This is a genomic window from Rhodococcus sp. SG20037 (assembly GCF_031763325.1).
Taxonomy (GTDB): Bacteria; Actinomycetota; Actinomycetes; order Mycobacteriales; family Mycobacteriaceae; genus Rhodococcus_F; species Rhodococcus_F qingshengii.
On record NZ_CP134497.1, the window covers coordinates 3,087,655 to 3,104,663 of the forward strand.

Genomic DNA, 17,009 nt, shown 5'->3' on the forward strand with positions numbered 1-17,009 from the left:
GGTACAGCCTAACTAGAACCCATTACACCTTGTGGCCTAACCCACACTTATTGCTGTAACCGCGAGTTTCGAGTTGATCGGCAGGTCTGCGCGGGCGGTAGGTTCGAGGGATGCCGGTCGACTTCAGAACACGCCGTGAATCCCTCAGACGCCTCCTCTCGGAGCGCGAACTCGACGCGATTCTCGTCACAGATCTCCTCAACATCAGATACCTCACCGGTTTCACCGGTTCCAATGCGGCGCTCGTCGTCAGTGCATCGGATTCAGCGTCCGACGAGCGTGAGACGGTGATTTGCACCGACGGCCGCTACGTGACGCAGGTGTCAGAGCAGGTGCCGGACCTTCGGGCCGAAATCGCCCGTTCGAGTGCTGCGCACTTGATCGAGAAGTCCACGGCGCCCGTTCTCGCGTTCGAGTCACATGTGGCGACGTTCGCCGAACATCGGGCTTGGACCGAAGCAGCGCCGAAGATCCGGTTCGAACCGGTGAGCGGACTCGTCGAACAATTGCGCATGGTCAAGGACGAGTACGAGGTGGAGTTGTTGCGAGCCGCGTGCACCGCAGCCGATGTCGCGTTGGCGCAGTTGATCGCTCGCGGCGGTCTGCGACCTGGCCGAACGGAACGAGAGGTCGGCCGCGAGCTGGAAAATCTGATGCTCGACAACGGGGCGGACGGTATTTCCTTCGAGACGATCGTGGCGGCCGGCGCCAACTCGGCGATTCCGCATCACCGACCGACCGATGCGATCCTGGCGTCGGGTGACTTCGTGAAACTCGACTTCGGAGCCCAGGTCGGTGGGTACCACTCGGACATGACACGGACCTACGTGCTCGAGTCCGTTTCCGATTGGCAACGGGAGATCTACGAGCTCGTCGCGCGTTCGCAAGCTGCCGGTTGCGACGCGCTCGCGCCGGGTGTCGAATGTGCGGCAGTCGACGCCGTCGCCCGTGCGGTGATCGACGATGCAGGCTACGGCGAGTTGTTCCTGCACGGCCTCGGCCACGGTGTGGGGCTCGAAATCCACGAAGCACCGGGGATCGGCAAGCTCGGCACCGGTACACTTCTTTCCGGCGCGGCGGTGACCGTCGAGCCGGGCGTGTACTTCTCCGGGCGCGGAGGTGTACGGATCGAGGACACGCTCGTTGTTCGTGAGCAGGGGCCAGAGCTGCTCACACTGACCGCAAAAGACCTTACCGTCGTCTGAGACGGTTTCCCGACCCCTAGGAGACGCGAAGCAAGTGGCTTCCACCAGTGATTTCAAGAATGGTCTGGTTCTGCAGATCGAAGGCCAGCTGTGGACGATCATCGAGTTCCAGCACGTCAAGCCCGGCAAGGGCCCTGCCTTCGTGCGCACCAAGCTCAAGAACGTGCTCTCGGGCAAGGTAGTGGACAAGACGTTCAACGCCGGTGTGAAGGTCGAGACCGCCACGGTCGACCGTCGTGACATGACGTACCTGTACCACGACGGCAGCGACTACATCTTCATGGACGGCGACACCTACGACCAGGTGTCGATCAGCGAGTCCACCGTCGGCGACCAGTCGCGTTTCCTGCTCGAGAACATGGCAGTCCAGGTCGCGACCCACGAAGACGTTCCCCTCTTCGTCGAGCTTCCGGTCACCGTCGAGCTCGTCGTCAAGCACACCGATCCGGGCCTGCAGGGCGACCGCTCCACCGGCGGCACCAAGCCTGCCACCCTCGAGACCGGTGCCGAGATCAACGTCCCGCTCTTCATCAACACCGGTGACAAGCTCAAGGTCGATTCTCGTGACGGCAACTACCTCGGGCGTGTGAATTCCTGAGTGTCCGGCACACATAAGAAACTCGGTGCACGCCACAAGGCGCGCAAGCGTGCCGTCGACTTCCTCTTCGAAGCCGAGGCACGTGACCTCGATCCGGTCGCACTGGCGTCGGAGCGTTCCGATCTGTCCGTCAAGGACGACGCGGTAGCACCCGTCGCGGCCTACACCGTCACGTTGGTGTCCGGCGTTGCGGAGAATCTGGACCGGATCGATCAGGTCATCTCCTCGCATCTGCAGGACTGGACGCTCGAGCGTCTGCCCGCCGTCGACCGTGCGATTCTGCGTATCGCCGTGTGGGAGCTCTTCCACGCGACGGACGTTCCGCCGGTTGTCGCCGTGGACGAGGCCGTCGAACTCGCGAAGCAGCTCTCGACGGACGACTCTCCGGGATTCGTCAACGGAATCCTCGGCCAGGTCGTTCTCGTTGCGCCGCAGGTTCGATCGGCTGCGGCCGCGACCTCCCAGCGCGCGCAGGAATCGGATTCGGGTACCGAGTAGCAAGTTTTGTTCCACCACCGCCGTGCGAGTGTCACCGTGCGCGTTGTGTGTCTGCACACAACCGGTCGGAGTCGCTGCTCGCACGGCGGGATCAGGTCTGTCGGCTGATAGGGTGGGGACCGTCAGACATCCTTTAACGATCCGTCCAGTGAGGCGGAGAAGGAGGTCGCTGCATGAGCGTGCCCGAAGGGTCTCGCCCATCCGATCTTGCAGGTCCAGGTAACTCGAAGGCGCCGGTCGGTGCCGAGGCAGGTAGCGAAACCCGCGAATTGTTGTCCGCCCAGGATGTGGGCCGGACCATCGCGCGGATCGCTCACGAGATCATCGAGAAGACCGCACTCGACGGACCCGAGGGAACTGCCCCTCGTGTGGTCCTGATCGGGATCCCGACGCGTGGAACCACCCTCGCCACGCGACTGCGCGCCAAGATCGAAGAATTCTCCGGTGTGCGTCTTCCCATCGGATCTCTCGACATCACCCTCTACCGCGACGATCTCCGGAACAAGCCGCACCGCCCGCTCGAGCGCACGTCCGTCCCCGAAGGTGGCGTCGACAATGCGCTGGTCGTTCTCGTGGACGACGTCCTCTTCTCCGGTCGCACCGTGCGCTCGGCACTTGACGCGTTGCGCGATCTGGGCCGCCCCCGCGCGGTCCAACTCGCAGTGCTCGTGGATCGTGGTCACCGCGAACTCCCGCTGCGCGCCGACTACGTCGGCAAGAACGTCCCGACCGCGAGGTCCGAGGACGTCAAGGTTCTCCTCCAGGAGCACGACGGCAGGGAAGCGGTAGTCATCTCCGGGGGTAAGAGCGCGTGAAGCACCTACTTTCCATCGCGGACCTCGATCGTGAGTCCGCGGTAGAACTTCTCGACGAGGCAGAACGGTTCGAGCAGGCACTTCTGGGACGAGAGGTACGCAAGCTCCCGACGCTGCGCGGACGCACGGTCATGACGGTGTTCTTCGAGAACTCGACGCGCACCCGGGTGTCTTTCGAGGTGGCAGGCAAATGGATGAGTGCCGACGTCATCAATGTCAGCGCATCCAGTTCCTCGGTGTCCAAAGGTGAATCCCTGCGCGATACCGCGATGACCCTGCGCGCGGCCGGTGCCGACGCACTCATCGTGCGCCACCCGGCTTCGGGCGCCGCCCACCAGATCGCAAAGTGGACCGGAGCGGCCGACGACGGTGGCCCGGCAGTCATCAACGCAGGTGACGGCACGCACGAGCACCCCACTCAGGCGCTTCTCGACGCTTTGACCCTTCGCCAGCGTCTCGGCGACATCGAGGGCAAGCGGATCGCCATCGTCGGCGACATCCTGCACAGCCGTGTCGCCCGCTCCAACGCACTGCTGCTCTCGATGCTCGGTGCCGAGGTCGTTCTTGTTGCGCCGCCGACACTGCTGCCGGTCGGTGCGCACACGTGGCCGGTCACGGTTTCGCATTCGCTCGACGCGGAACTGCCCGGACTCGACGCGGTGCTGATGCTGCGGGTTCAGGCCGAACGCATGAACGGTGGCTTCTTCCCGTCGCAGCGCGAGTACTCGGTCAACTACGGCCTGTCCGAGAAGCGGCTGGCGATGCTGGCCGATCACGCGGTGGTCCTGCACCCCGGCCCGATGCTGCGCGGCATGGAGATTGCATCCGCCGTTGCCGATTCCTCCAAAACTGCTGTACTGCAACAGGTTACCAACGGCGTACACATGCGCATGGCTGTCTTGTTCCGACTGCTGGTCGGGTCGGAGGACGGTGCGCTGTGACCAGAAACGAGAACGGAGAATCACCCGTGAGTGTCCTGCTCCGCGGAGTCCTGATCTACGGAGAAGGTGAGCCCACCGACGTACTCGTCGGCGACGGCACGATCCTCGAGATCGGCGTGGACCTCGATCCGGCCACGGCATCCGAGGTGATCGATGCCGGCGGGCAGATCCTGCTTCCCGGCTTCGTGGACCTGCACACACATCTGCGTGAGCCCGGCCGCGAAGACACCGAGACCATCGAAACCGGAAGCTCGGCAGCGGCTCTGGGTGGATACACCGCGGTCTTCGCGATGGCCAACACGAGTCCCGTCGCCGATTCGGTGGTCATCACCGATCACGTCTGGCGACGCGGGCAGGAAGTCGGCCTCGTCGACGTCCACCCCGTCGGCGCAGTCACAGCGGGCCTGGAAGGCAAGCAACTCGCCGAGATGGCGACCATGGCCGCAGGCGTCGGCAAGGTCAAGATGTTCTCCGACGACGGCCACTGCGTCTACGACCCACTGATCATGCGTCGCGCGCTCGAATACTCCAGCTCACTGGGCGTCCTGATCGCTCAGCACGCGGAAGAGCCGCGTTTGACCGTCGGTGCGGTCGCCCACGAGGGCCCCACGGCCGCGCGTCTCGGCCTGGCCGGGTGGCCGCGAGCAGCCGAAGAATCGATCGTGGCCCGCGACGCACTGCTCGCGCGTGACGCCGGCGCCCGCGTTCACATCTGCCACGCCTCCACCGCCGGAACCGTCGAACTCGTGAAGTGGGCTCGCAGCCAAGGGATTTCGATCACCGCCGAGGTCACCCCGCATCACCTGCTCCTCGACGATTCACGGCTCGAGACGTACGACGCGATCAACAAGGTCAACCCGCCCTTGCGTGAGGCCAGTGACGTTGCCGCGCTGCGCAAGGGTCTGGCCGAGGGAATCATCGACTGCGTCGCGACCGACCATGCTCCGCACGCCGAGCAGGACAAGTGCTGCGAGTTCGCAGCCGCTCGCCCTGGAATGCTCGGCCTCGAGACCGCACTCTCGATCATCGTGCAGACGATGGTCCAGGCCGGCCTGTTGGACTGGCGCGGTGTTGCCCGGGTCATGAGCGAGCGCCCCGCGGCAATCGTCGGCCTCGACGATCAGGGCCGTCCCATCGAGGTGGGGGAGCCCGCGAACCTGACATTGGTCGATCCGTCGGCCGAGTGGACGGTCCACGGTCCCGACCTGGCGAGTGTCGCGCATAACACTCCGTACGAGTCGATGACATTGCCCGCTCGGGTCACGACCACACTGTTACGTGGCCGCATCACCGCACACGACGGGAATGTGCGGCTGCGGAGTAGCGAGGAGTAGCGCGTCATGGACAGAGCACTGTGGATCATCGGTCTGGCGATCTTCTGGGTCGCGATGATCGGCCTGATGTACGTCGGCTGGCGTGGACGCGCTCGACGCCAGAAAGACAAGATCGGCGAACTGCCGACGGTACCGGCAACCCTGGGTGAACTGCTCGTCCTGCCGACCACCGGCCTGTACGTCGGCAGCACCATCGCACCCAGTTGGCAGGACCGGATCGCCGTCGGCGACCTCGGTTTCCGCGCCACCTGCGAGATCAGCCGCTACAGCGGCGGAATTCTGGTCGAGCGTGACGGCGCGTCGGCGATCTGGATTCCGGAGAAGTCGATCCGCGCGATCCGCACGGAGAACGGTCTTGCCGGCAAGGTCATGAGCAAGGACGGCGTCCTGGTGATTCGCTGGGAATTGCCGAGCGGAACCGAGATCGACACGGGCGTGCGCGGTGACGACAAGACGGTTTATCCGGACTGGGTCAAGCCGGTGACTGCTTCGAACAAGACCGCTTCGAACAAGACGAATGACAACGAAGACGCAAGCTCTGGCGACATCGAGCAGAACGGAAAGAACGCATGAGCGGCTTTGACAACAGCCCCGCAGTACTGGTCCTCGAAGACGGACGGGTGTTCCGCGGAACCACCTTCGGTGCGGTTGGACAGACCCTGGGCGAAGCGGTGTTCAGCACCGGAATGACCGGCTACCAGGAAACGCTCACCGATCCCAGCTACCACCGCCAGATCGTCGTCTCCACCGCACCGCAGATCGGCAACACCGGCTGGAACGACGAAGACGACGAGTCGGTCGGACCGACCGGCGAGCGTGCCGGCGCGAAGATCTGGGTTGCCGGGTACGTCGTTCGTGACCCCTCGCGCGTCACCTCGAGCTGGCGTGCAACTGGTTCGCTGCAGGCCAAGCTCGAAGAGCAGGGCATCGTCGGAATCGCCGGGATCGACACCCGCGCCCTGGTTCGCCACCTGCGTACTCGCGGCTCGATGAAGGCCGGAATTTTTTCCGGTGAAGCCATCGCCGCCGATGACGAACTGGTCCGACGGGTTCAGGATCAGCCGACCATGCTCGGCGCCGATCTTGCCGGTGAGGTCAGCACCACCAGCGGCTACGTCGTCGAGCCGAAGGGCGGGGAGGCGCTGTACACGGTTGCCGCCATCGACCTCGGTATCAAGACCAACACCCCGCGCATGTTCGCCGAGCGCGGTATCCGCGTCCACGTGTTGCCGTCCAACGCGAGTCTCGAACAGATCCTCGACCTGAAGGCCGACGGAGTGTTCCTCTCCAACGGTCCCGGTGACCCAGCCACCGCCGACGGCGCAGTCCACCTCACGAAAGAGGTCATCGGACAGGGCTTGCCGCTGTTCGGTATCTGCTTCGGCAACCAGATCCTGGGCCGCGCCCTGGGCCTGAGCACCTACAAGATGAAGTTCGGCCACCGCGGAATCAACATCCCGGTGATCGAGCATCAGACCGGTCGCATCGCGATCACCGCTCAGAACCACGGCTTCGCGCTCGAAGGCGAAGCCGGTCAGGAATTCGACACCCCGTTCGGCCGCGCGGTGGTCAGCCACACCTGCGCCAACGACGGAGCCGTCGAAGGTGTTCGCCTGCTGGACGATTCGGCCTTCTCGGTGCAGTACCACCCCGAGGCGGCAGCCGGCCCGCACGACGCCGCGTACCTCTTCGACCGCTTCACCAGCCTGCTCTCCGCACGGAAAGAAACCGGAGTCAAGAACTAATGCCACGCCGTACAGATCTCAAGCACATCCTGGTAATCGGCTCCGGTCCGATCGTCATCGGTCAGGCCTGCGAGTTCGACTACTCGGGCACCCAGGCCTGCCGCGTCCTCCAGGAGGAGGGCCTGCGCGTCAGCCTGGTCAACTCCAACCCGGCCACCATCATGACGGACCCCGAGTTCGCCGACGCCACGTACGTCGAGCCGATCACGGCCGAGTTCCTCGAGAAGGTCATCGCCAAGGAAGCCTTGCAGGGCAACAAGATCGACGCCGTCCTCGCGACGCTCGGCGGTCAGACTGCGCTCAACGCCGCAGTGGCGCTGCACGAGCAGGGCATCCTCGAGAAGTACGACGTCGAACTGATCGGCGCAGACTTCGACGCCATCCAGCGCGGCGAGGATCGCCAGAAGTTCAAGGACATCGTCGCCAAGGTCGGTGGCGAATCCGCGAAGTCCGCAGTTTGCTACACGATGGACGAAGTACACGCCACGGTCGCCGAACTCGGTTACCCGGTTGTCGTGCGTCCGTCCTTCACCATGGGCGGCCTCGGTTCCGGCATGGCGTACGACGTCGACGATCTCAACCGCATCGCCGGTGGCGGTCTGGCCGCGTCGCCGACGGCGAACGTCCTGATCGAGGAATCCATCCTCGGTTGGAAGGAATACGAACTCGAGCTCATGCGTGACAGTCGCGACAACGTCGTGATCGTCTGCTCCATCGAGAACGTCGACCCGGTCGGTGTCCACACCGGAGACTCGGTCACCGTCGCCCCGGCGATGACGCTGACCGACCGCGAGTACCAGGCGATGCGCGACCTTTCCATCGACATTCTGCGTGAGGTGGGCGTCGACACCGGCGGCTGCAACATCCAGTTCGCGATGGACCCGAAGGACGGCCGCCTGGTTGTCATCGAGATGAACCCGCGTGTCTCCCGCTCGTCGGCTCTGGCGTCGAAGGCGACCGGTTACCCGATCGCGAAGATGGCGGCCAAGCTTGCCATCGGCTACACGCTCGACGAGATCGTCAACGACATCACCAAGGAAACCCCGGCTTGCTTCGAGCCGACGCTCGACTACGTCGTCGTCAAGGCTCCGCGGTTCGCTTTCGAGAAGTTCCCCGGTGCCGACGGAACTCTGACCACCACGATGAAGTCGGTGGGCGAGGCCATGAGCATCGGCCGCAACTTCACCGAGGCTTTCGGCAAGGTCATGCGTTCGCTCGAGACCAAGCGTGCGGGTTACTGGACCGGCGCCGACATCGAGACGGAGAGCCTGGATGCACTACTCGCCGATCTGAGCGTTCCGCAGGACGGCCGCATGTACGGCATCGAGAAGGCATTCGCGCTCGGCGCAACTGTCGAGCAGCTCTTCGACGCCACCAAGATCGATCCGTGGTTCCTCGACCAGTTCCAGCAGATTCACGAGCTCGGTGAAAAGCTGCGCGCTGCAGAGTCTTTCGACGAGGCTTCCCTGCGTCAGGCCAAGTACCACGGCATCTCGGACCGCCAGATCGCGGCTCTGCGCCCCGAGCTCGGTGGTGACACTCACGCAGGTGAGGACGCCGTTCGCGCTCTGCGTGATCAGCTGGGCGTGCGCCCCGTCTACAAGACCGTCGACACCTGCGCCGCAGAGTTCGAGGCCAAGACGCCGTACCACTACTCGACCTACGAGCTCGATCCCGAGGCCGAGTCCGAAGTTGCTCCGCAGACCGAGCGACCCAAGGTTCTGATCCTCGGATCCGGCCCCAACCGCATCGGTCAGGGCATCGAGTTCGACTACTCGTGTGTCCACGCGGCGCAGACGCTGTCCGAGGCCGGGTACGAGACCGTCATGGTCAACTGCAACCCCGAGACCGTCTCCACGGACTACGACACCGCTGATCGCCTGTACTTCGAGCCGCTGACGTTCGAGGATGTCTTCGAGGTCTACCGCGCGGAGGCGCAGTCGGGCACCGTTGCCGGCGTCATCGTCCAGCTCGGCGGCCAGACCCCGCTCGGACTGGCGAAGCGTCTCGAAGCTGCCGGCGTCCCCATCGTGGGAACCAGCCCCGCAGCCATCGACCTGGCGGAGGACCGCGGCGAATTCGGCCGCGTACTGACCGAAGCCGGTCTGCCCGCACCGAAGTTCGGTACCGCCACCACGTTCGACGGCGCCCGCGAGATCGCGGCAGGTATCGGCTACCCGGTGCTGGTGCGTCCGTCGTACGTGCTCGGTGGTCGCGGCATGGAGATCGTCTACGACGAGGCTTCCCTCGCCGACTACATCTCGCGCGCCACGGAGATCTCCGACGATCGTCCGGTCCTGGTCGACCGCTTCCTCGAAGACGCGGTCGAGATCGACGTCGACGCTCTGTGCGACGGCACCGAGGTGTACCTCGGCGGCGTCATGGAGCACATCGAGGAAGCCGGCATTCACTCCGGTGACTCGGCGTGTGCGCTCCCGCCCATCACTCTGGGCCGGGCGGATCTCGAGAACGTCCGCCGCTCCACCGAGGCTCTCGCAAAGGGCATCGGCGTCAAGGGCCTGCTCAACGTCCAGTACGCCCTCAAGGACGACATCCTCTACGTGCTGGAAGCAAATCCCCGCGCCAGCCGCACGGTTCCGTTCGTGTCCAAGGCGACGGCCGTCCAGCTGGCCAAGGCATGCGCCCGCGTCATGCTCGGCGAATCCATCGCGGAACTGCGTGCGAGCGGCATTCTGCCGGCGAAGGGCGACGGCGGAAACACCCCGGCCGGTGCACCGATCGCGGTCAAGGAAGCTGTGTTGCCGTTCAACCGCTTCCGCCGCGCCGACGGTACCGGCGTGGATACCTTGCTCAGCCCGGAAATGAAGTCCACCGGTGAAGTCATGGGAATCGACTTCGACTTCGGTACGGCTTTTGCCAAGTCGCAGACTGCCGCCTACGGTTCGTTGCCCACCACGGGCGCGGTGTTCGTCTCGGTCGCCAACAAGGACAAGCGTTCGCTGATCTTCCCGGTCAAGCGCCTGGCAGACCTCGGATTCACCATTCTTGCCACCGAAGGAACCGCAGATGTTTTGCGGCGCAACGGTATCGAGTGCAAGCAGGTGTACAAGCAGTCGGGTGAAGATGTTCCGGCCGGTGCCGAGACCATCGTCGACCAGATCCGCAGCGGCGAGGTCGCCATGGTCATCAACACGCCGTACGGCAACAACGGCCCGCGTGTCGACGGCTACGAGATCCGAAGCGCAGCGGTTGCGTCGAACATCCCGTGCATCACGACGGTGCAGGGCGCCTCGGCTGCCGTGCAGGGCATCGAAGCAGCCATTCGCGGCGACATCGGAGTTCACTCCCTGCAGGAATTGCACGCAGGTCTTCGTCAGCCGGCACAGCAGTCGTGAGTCACAGTTGGGGGCAGCGTCTCCGGTCCGCGATCGCGGACCGGGGGCGGCTGTGCGTCGGTATCGACCCGCATCCCGCGCTTCTCGACGCGTGGGGACTGCCGCGTACGGCCGAAGGTCTCGAGACTTTCGCCGAGATCTGCGTCGAGGCGTTCACCGGTGAGGTCGGACTGGTCAAACCGCAGGTCGCGTTCTTCGAGGCTTACGGCAGCGCCGGCTTCGCCGTGTTGGAGCGGACCATCTCGGTTCTTCGCGATGCGGGAACGCTGGTCGTCGCGGATGCCAAGCGCGGTGACATCGGTTCGACGATGGACGCGTACGCGCAAGCCTGGTTGGGTGATTCGCCGTTGGCCTCCGACTCGGTCACCGTTTCGCCGTACCTGGGATTCGGGGCGCTGACTCCGACACTCGAACTGGCAAGGCAGAACGCCCGCGGGATCTTCGTCCTGGCACGAACCTCCAATCCGGAAGGCGGCGTACTTCAACAGTCGTCGGCTGACGGTGTGAGCGTGGCTCAGTCGATCGTCGACGCTGCGGTCGATGCGAACGGCGACGGCCGTGACACCGTCGGACTGGTGGTCGGTGCAACTCGGGACCACGGTCTGGACCTGTCGCAGTTCAACGGCCCGATTCTCGCTCCGGGACTCGGCGCGCAGGGTGCGACGGCAGCGGATCTCGCAGACATCTTCGCGGGATCGACCGAGCTCCTGCTGCCGAACACTTCCCGTGGGGTGCTCAAGCATGGTCCTTCGGTATCGGCACTTCGGGAGGCAGCAATGCGTGACCGAGACGAGATCGAAGCCGCATTGGCGAACTGATCCGTGAGTGACCTCGAGGCTCGTTCGAGCGGTGGAACCCGGTGGTACCGTCCGTCGGTGAATCGTTGGTGGCAGATCGGACTTCTCGTCGCGGCGTGCGCGCTGCTGGCCACCGGGTTCCAATCCGTCACCGGCGTACACGGCGACGATCTCGCCGTGTACCGGACGGCGGGTCAGGCCGTCCTCGACGGCTCGAACCTGTACGACGAGTCGTTCAACGCGAGACTGCCGTTCACGTATCCGCCCTTCGCTGCGCTCGTCGCCGTTCCAGTCGCCCTGGGTTCCTGGGGTGCGGTCCAGTGGGGATGGAGTTTCGTCAGCCTCCTGATGCTGGCCGCGATCATCGTGCTCAGCTATCGCGAAGTCCCGTTCACACGTAAGCGGCCAGTCGTCGTCTACGTGGGTTTCCTGGTCCTGTGGACGGCGGCATCGCCGATCTCCGATCACCTCGGGTACGGCCAGGTCGGGTTGCTTCTGACTCTCCTGTGCTTGATCGACGTGCTGGCTCGACCACGGTGGATTCCCGAGGGTGTGCTGGTGGGGATCGCCGGCGCGGTCAAACTGGTGCCACTCGTCTACATCGGTTACTACGTGATCACCGGGCGCTGGAAAGCAGTTGCGGGCGGCCTCGCCGGCTTCCTCGGCGCCACGGCTCTGGGCTTTGCGGTTCTCCCGCGCCAGACGATCGACTACTTCGGCGACATCGCCTCACTCTCGGGGCGCGTCGCCGTCGGTGACCCGTCCGTGTTCGGTAACCAGTCCGTGCGTGGAATGGCCTTGCGGCTACTTCCCGAGGGCCTGGTGGGTCCGGCATGGCTCGTCGCCTGTGCGGTGTTGGGTGTCCTCGGAATTGTCGCGACGCGGCGCGCTCAGCGCCTGCGGGGCGATCTCGCCGGTTTCACGGTGGTGGCTCTGCTGGCGGCAATCGTGACTCCCATTGCCTGGACGCACCACTTCGTGTGGTTGGTGCCGGCGGTGGGTGTACTCCTCGTTCCGATCAAGTCGGGCGTGGGGGAGGGCACTCGATCGGTCCCTGTGTGGTCCTGGATCGCGATCGGTCTCACCGCTGTCGTAGTGCTGTTTCGGCTTCCTCGAGTCGGCGCGGACATGGATATCCCGGTAGTCGGCTTCGTGCTGGAGAATTCATTGCTCTGGGCGAGCCTCGCGGTAGTGCTCGCTCTGGCCGCCCCCGGCGTGAGTCGCATCGAACCCGAGACGGTCGACGCCGGCGATCCGAAATCGTCGCTGCAGACCTGAAAACGGGCCGCGACACGCGCATAGGCGTCGAAAATGCTCGAAAATTTTGGATGTGTCGGCGACCACGTTCATTCCCGCAGGTAACGATTTCGCACACTCGCACGGGGGTGTCGCACGCTATGGGTCGAAATACATTGTGTTACAGTCTATTTCGGTACTGTACGCACGTTCGTGTGGCGTCGAATTCGTCTCGATCCAGCCGAAAACGGTGACGATCCGTGACATCGATTCGACGCGCATAACCCACCGCGATCTGCATCGGACCGCGGGGGGTGGGTTAGCAATTCGCGCCAGGCGTGAGTACGGTCGCTATCGCTGCTGGTTATCAGCGGAATAGACAAAATTTGCACACGACGAGACGGAGGAACCGTGGCCCTTCCCCAGTTGACTGATGAGCAGCGCGCTGCTGCTTTGGAGAAGGCAGCTGCTGCCCGCAAGGCCAGGGCTGAGCTCAAGGAGCGCCTGAAGCGTGGCGGCACCGACCTCAAGCAGGTCCTCAAGGACGCCGAAGACAACGAAATCTTGGGCAAGATGAAGGTTTCGGCACTGCTCGAGGCGCTGCCCAAGGTGGGCAAGGTCAAGGCTCAGGAGATCATGACCGAGCTGGAGATTGCACCGACCCGTCGCCTTCGTGGCCTCGGTGATCGGCAGCGCAAGGCTCTGCTCACCAAGTTTGACTTCGAGGCCTGAGCCGACAAGTGATGATTGCTGACGCGGCAGTGTCTGATGATTGCTGACGCAACAGTGTCAGAGAGCAAGACCGCAGTGCGGAGGGGTCGGCTGGTTGTACTGGCCGGCCCTTCGGCTGTCGGTAAGTCCAGCGTCGTTCGCGAGCTGAGAACTCGGTTGCCTGAACTCGTTTTCAGTGTTTCGGCGACCACTCGCGATCCCCGTCCAGGTGAAGTGGACGGCAAGGACTACCGATTCACCTCCCGTGAAGAATTTCAACGGATGATCGACTCCGGTGAACTTCTCGAATGGGCGGAAATCCACGGCGGCCTGCAGCGCTCCGGCACCCCCGCAGCTCCGGTCGAAGAAGCGCTCGAAGCTGGAAAGCCCGTTCTCGTCGAGGTCGATCTCGCCGGAGCACGAGCTGTCCGCAAGGCGATGCCCGAGGCTCTGTTGGTGTTCATGGCTCCACCGAGCTGGGACGTTCTGGTGCAACGGCTGACCGGACGTGGAACCGAAACGGAAGACGTCGTGGCGCGCCGACTCGAGACGGCCCGAGTGGAATTGGCCGCACAGGACGAGTTCGACACGGTCATCGTGAATGAGGATGTAAGCCGTGCTTGCGATGAGTTGGTATCCTTGTTGGTTGGGAACTGATTCCGCACCCTTCGGGAACCGATTTCCACCCCGTTTCTCAGATATCCGGATCGATAAAACTAGTTCTTCAATGAAGATCTAATTCAGGAGACACAAGAGTGAGCAGCACTTCAGCCGCGTCCGCAGCAGGTCAGGGCGCTCTGCCTGCCTACGACACCCCGCTCGGCATCACCAACCCGCCGATCGACGAGTTGCTCGAACGCACCTCTTCCAAGTACGCCCTGGTCATCTACTCGGCCAAGCGCGCGCGCCAGATCAACGACTACTACAACCAGCTCGGTGACGGCATCCTCGAATACGTCGGACCTCTGGTCGAGCCCGGTCTGCAGGAAAAGCCGCTGTCCATCGCGTTGCGTGAAATCCACGCTGATCTCCTCGAGCACACCGAAGGCGAGTGAGCACCACATCTGCCGCACCCGAACCTCGTTCGGGTGTCGGGGGAGTGTCCGACGCGCCCACATCGATACGTAAGCGCATTGTCGTCGGTGTCGGTGGGGGTATCGCCGCGTACAAGGCGTGCTCGATCATCCGCAGCTTCACCGAGAGCGGTCATCACGTCCGCGTGATTCCGACCGAATCCGCTCTGGAGTTCGTCGGGCGCGCGACGTTCGAAGCACTCTCCGGCAACCCGGTTCACACCGGCGTCTTCAACGACGTCCCGCAGGTTCCGCATGTCCGTCTCGGACAGGAAGCCGATCTGGTCGTCATCGCGCCGGCAACCGCTGATCTGATGGCGCGAGCGGTCATGGGTCGCGCAGACGACCTGTTGACGGCCACTTTGTTGACCGCGCGCTGTCCGGTTGTCTTCGCCCCAGCAATGCACACCGAGATGTGGGAGCACCCCGCAACGGTCTCGAACGTGGCGACACTGCGTTCGCGCGGCGTCCACGTGATCGAACCTGCCTCCGGGCGTTTGACAGGGAAAGACACCGGAGCCGGTCGACTTCCCGAACCCGACGAGATCGTCGGGTTGGCATCGTTGCTCCTCGAGCGCTCGGACGCGTTGCCGCGCGACCTGGAGGGTCGCCGCATTCTGGTCACCGCCGGCGGTACTCGCGAGCCGCTCGATCCCGTGCGCTTTCTCGGTAATCGCAGCTCGGGCAAGCAGGGCTACGCGCTCGCCCGTCTTGCCGCGCAACGCGGCGCGCACGTGACACTGATCGCCGGGTACACGGCTGATCTCGCCGACCCCGCCGCTGTCGACGTCGTGCACATCAAGACGGCCGAAGATCTCCGGTTGGCAGTGGAAAAGCACGCACCGGGACACGACGGAGTCGTCATGGCTGCGGCTGTCGCGGACTTCCGCCCCACCACCGTCGAAGGCAGCAAGATCAAGAAGGGCGCAAACGAACCCGACTCGATCAGCCTCACCAGAAATGCCGACATCCTCGCCGGTCTCGTCGAAGCGCGTCGTGACGGCGACTTGGATGCTCGAACGGTGATCGTCGGATTCGCCGCTGAGACCGGTGACGCCCATGGTGACGTTCTCACCTATGCCCGCTCCAAGCTTGCCCGCAAAGGTTGCGATCTCCTCGTGGTCAATGCGGTCGGCGAGGGCAAGGCGTTCGAGGTCGATCACAACGACGGTTGGTTGCTCGGTTCCGACGGCTCGGAGTCCGCTCTCGAACACGGATCCAAGGCTTTGATGGCCAGTCGAGTACTCGACGCCCTGGTCAAGCTCTTTCCCGAGTAGCGACACGCGGCCGGTGGTGAGAGTTACCCCACGATAATCGGGTGAGTACAAGGGTGTTGCGCAGGCGGTCCAACCGTTATCGTCGGCTCAGCCCCCAGCTAACAAAGCATGACAAAACGGTCACCGAACGGTGATTCGGATACTTCAATAAGCTGTAGTCAAGAACTCAGTCGTCGAGAGGGAGATCTGTGAGCAAGTCCGGCAGTCGGCTATTCACCAGCGAGTCCGTCACCGAGGGGCACCCGGACAAGATCTGTGACGCGATCAGCGACTCGATCCTCGACGCGCTGCTCACCCAGGACCCGCGCGCCCGCGTGGCCGTCGAGACACTGGTCACCACCGGCCAGGTTCACGTAGCCGGTGAGGTCACGACCACTGCGTACGCGGACATTCCGAAGATCGTGCGCGACACGGTCCTCGAAATCGGCTACGACAGCTCCGCAAAGGGCTTCGACGGTAACTCCTGCGGCGTCAACGTCGCGATCGGCGCCCAGTCGCCCGAGATCGCGCAGGGTGTCGATCACTCGCACGAGGCTCGCGTCGACGGAATCAGCGACGACGAGATCGACCGTCAGGGTGCGGGCGACCAAGGCCTGATGTTCGGCTACGCCACCACCGACACGCCGGAACTGATGCCGCTGCCCATCGCGCTGGCTCATCGTCTCTCTCGCCGGTTGACCGAGGTCCGTAAGTCCGGCGTGCTGCCGTACCTGCGCCCGGACGGCAAGACCCAGGTCACCATCGAGTACGACGGTGACAAGGCTGTCCGTCTCGACACCGTGGTCATCTCCACCCAGCATGCCGCTGACATCGACCTCGACAACCTGTTGACGCCCGATCTTCGCGAGAAGGTGCTTCACTCGGTGCTGACCGACGTCAACCTCACCGATCTCGACACCTCCGATGTTCGTCTGTTGGTGAACCCGACGGGCAAGTTCGTCCTCGGTGGCCCGATGGGTGACGCCGGTTTGACCGGCCGCAAGATCATCGTCGACACCTACGGCGGAATGGCTCGCCACGGTGGCGGCGCGTTCTCCGGCAAGGACCCGTCAAAGGTCGACCGCAGCGCTGCCTACGCCATGCGCTGGGTGGCCAAGAACGCTGTTGCCGCAGGTCTGGCCGACCGCATCGAGGTTCAGGTCGCCTACGCCATCGGCAAGGCAGCTCCGGTCGGACTCTTCGTCGAAACCTTCGGCACCGAGAAGACCGATCCGGCACGGATCCAGAAGGCGATCACCGAGATCTTCGACCTGCGTCCGGGAGCGATCATCCGCGACCTCGACCTGCTGCGCCCGATCTACGCGCAGACGGCGGCATACGGTCACTTCGGTCGCACCGATATCGACCTCCCGTGGGAGAGCACCGATCGCGCCGACAAGCTGCGTAGCGCAGCTGGTCTCTGATCACTGACGTACAGACGGGG

General features: G+C 64.1%; 16 protein-coding genes. All 16 read left to right on the forward strand.

The genetic code is table 11. The annotated features are described in order from the left end of the window. The first annotated feature begins 110 nt into the window (after positions 1-110). The 16 genes from RHP72_RS14410 to metK all read left to right on the forward strand — a co-directional run bounded on the left by RHP72_RS14410 (position 111) and on the right by metK (position 16,989). Complete coding sequence (locus RHP72_RS14410) at positions 111-1,205, forward strand: Xaa-Pro peptidase family protein (RefSeq protein WP_003944812.1); 1,095 nt, start codon at positions 111-113, stop codon at positions 1,203-1,205. A gap of 34 nt (positions 1,206-1,239) precedes the next feature. Beyond that, a complete protein-coding gene (gene efp / locus RHP72_RS14415) occupies positions 1,240-1,803 on the forward strand; it encodes an elongation factor P (RefSeq protein WP_003944958.1) in 564 nt (187 codons plus the stop codon). Then, positions 1,804-2,301 (forward strand): transcription antitermination factor NusB, encoded by a 498-nt coding sequence (gene nusB / locus RHP72_RS14420; protein WP_007728014.1) that lies wholly within the window; start codon positions 1,804-1,806, stop codon positions 2,299-2,301. A gap of 173 nt (positions 2,302-2,474) precedes the next feature. Next, positions 2,475-3,116 (forward strand): bifunctional pyr operon transcriptional regulator/uracil phosphoribosyltransferase PyrR, encoded by a 642-nt coding sequence (gene pyrR / locus RHP72_RS14425; protein ID WP_003944977.1) that lies wholly within the window; start codon positions 2,475-2,477, stop codon positions 3,114-3,116. After that, a complete protein-coding gene (locus tag RHP72_RS14430) occupies positions 3,113-4,057 on the forward strand; it encodes an aspartate carbamoyltransferase catalytic subunit (protein WP_209448670.1) in 945 nt (314 codons plus the stop codon). The genes pyrR and RHP72_RS14430 overlap by 4 nt, the downstream gene beginning before the upstream one ends. A 26-nt stretch (positions 4,058-4,083) precedes the next feature. Next, entirely contained in the window at positions 4,084-5,391 is a 1,308-nt protein-coding gene (locus tag RHP72_RS14435) for a dihydroorotase (protein WP_256083065.1), read from the forward strand. A 6-nt stretch (positions 5,392-5,397) separates the two neighbouring features. Then, positions 5,398-5,964, forward strand: coding sequence for a transporter (locus RHP72_RS14440; protein WP_003944773.1), 567 nt, complete (start codon positions 5,398-5,400; stop codon positions 5,962-5,964). Then, entirely contained in the window at positions 5,961-7,136 is a 1,176-nt protein-coding gene (gene carA, locus RHP72_RS14445) for a glutamine-hydrolyzing carbamoyl-phosphate synthase small subunit (protein ID WP_007728009.1), read from the forward strand. Before RHP72_RS14440 ends, carA begins: the two co-directional genes overlap by 4 nt. Next, complete coding sequence (carB, locus tag RHP72_RS14450; protein ID WP_003945010.1) at positions 7,136-10,492, forward strand: carbamoyl-phosphate synthase large subunit; 3,357 nt, start codon at positions 7,136-7,138, stop codon at positions 10,490-10,492. Before carA ends, carB begins: the two co-directional genes overlap by 1 nt. Then, on the forward strand, positions 10,489-11,310 hold the full coding sequence (pyrF, locus tag RHP72_RS14455) for an orotidine-5'-phosphate decarboxylase (RefSeq protein ID WP_063316422.1): 822 nt from the start codon (positions 10,489-10,491) through the stop codon (positions 11,308-11,310). The genes carB and pyrF overlap by 4 nt, the downstream gene beginning before the upstream one ends. A gap of 57 nt (positions 11,311-11,367) precedes the next feature. Next, positions 11,368-12,567: a glycosyltransferase 87 family protein gene (locus RHP72_RS14460; protein WP_232330041.1), complete on the forward strand. Its 1,200-nt coding sequence runs from the start codon at positions 11,368-11,370 to the stop codon at positions 12,565-12,567. Positions 12,568-12,936: 369 nt separating this feature from the next. Beyond that, positions 12,937-13,257 (forward strand): integration host factor, actinobacterial type, encoded by a 321-nt coding sequence (gene mihF, locus RHP72_RS14465; protein ID WP_003944825.1) that lies wholly within the window; start codon positions 12,937-12,939, stop codon positions 13,255-13,257. A 36-nt stretch (positions 13,258-13,293) separates the two neighbouring features. After that, complete coding sequence (gene gmk / locus RHP72_RS14470) at positions 13,294-13,893, forward strand: guanylate kinase (protein ID WP_003944801.1); 600 nt, start codon at positions 13,294-13,296, stop codon at positions 13,891-13,893. A 98-nt stretch (positions 13,894-13,991) separates the two neighbouring features. After that, on the forward strand, positions 13,992-14,291 hold the full coding sequence (gene rpoZ / locus RHP72_RS14475) for a DNA-directed RNA polymerase subunit omega (protein WP_003944996.1): 300 nt from the start codon (positions 13,992-13,994) through the stop codon (positions 14,289-14,291). Further along, positions 14,288-15,586: a bifunctional phosphopantothenoylcysteine decarboxylase/phosphopantothenate--cysteine ligase CoaBC gene (gene coaBC / locus RHP72_RS14480; protein WP_003944888.1), complete on the forward strand. Its 1,299-nt coding sequence runs from the start codon at positions 14,288-14,290 to the stop codon at positions 15,584-15,586. Before rpoZ ends, coaBC begins: the two co-directional genes overlap by 4 nt. A 188-nt stretch (positions 15,587-15,774) precedes the next feature. Further along, positions 15,775-16,989 carry a methionine adenosyltransferase gene (gene metK, locus RHP72_RS14485; RefSeq protein ID WP_003944827.1) on the forward strand — a complete coding sequence of 405 codons (1,215 nt, stop codon included), beginning with the start codon at positions 15,775-15,777 and terminating at the stop codon, positions 16,987-16,989. The last annotated feature ends 20 nt before the right edge of the window (positions 16,990-17,009 follow it).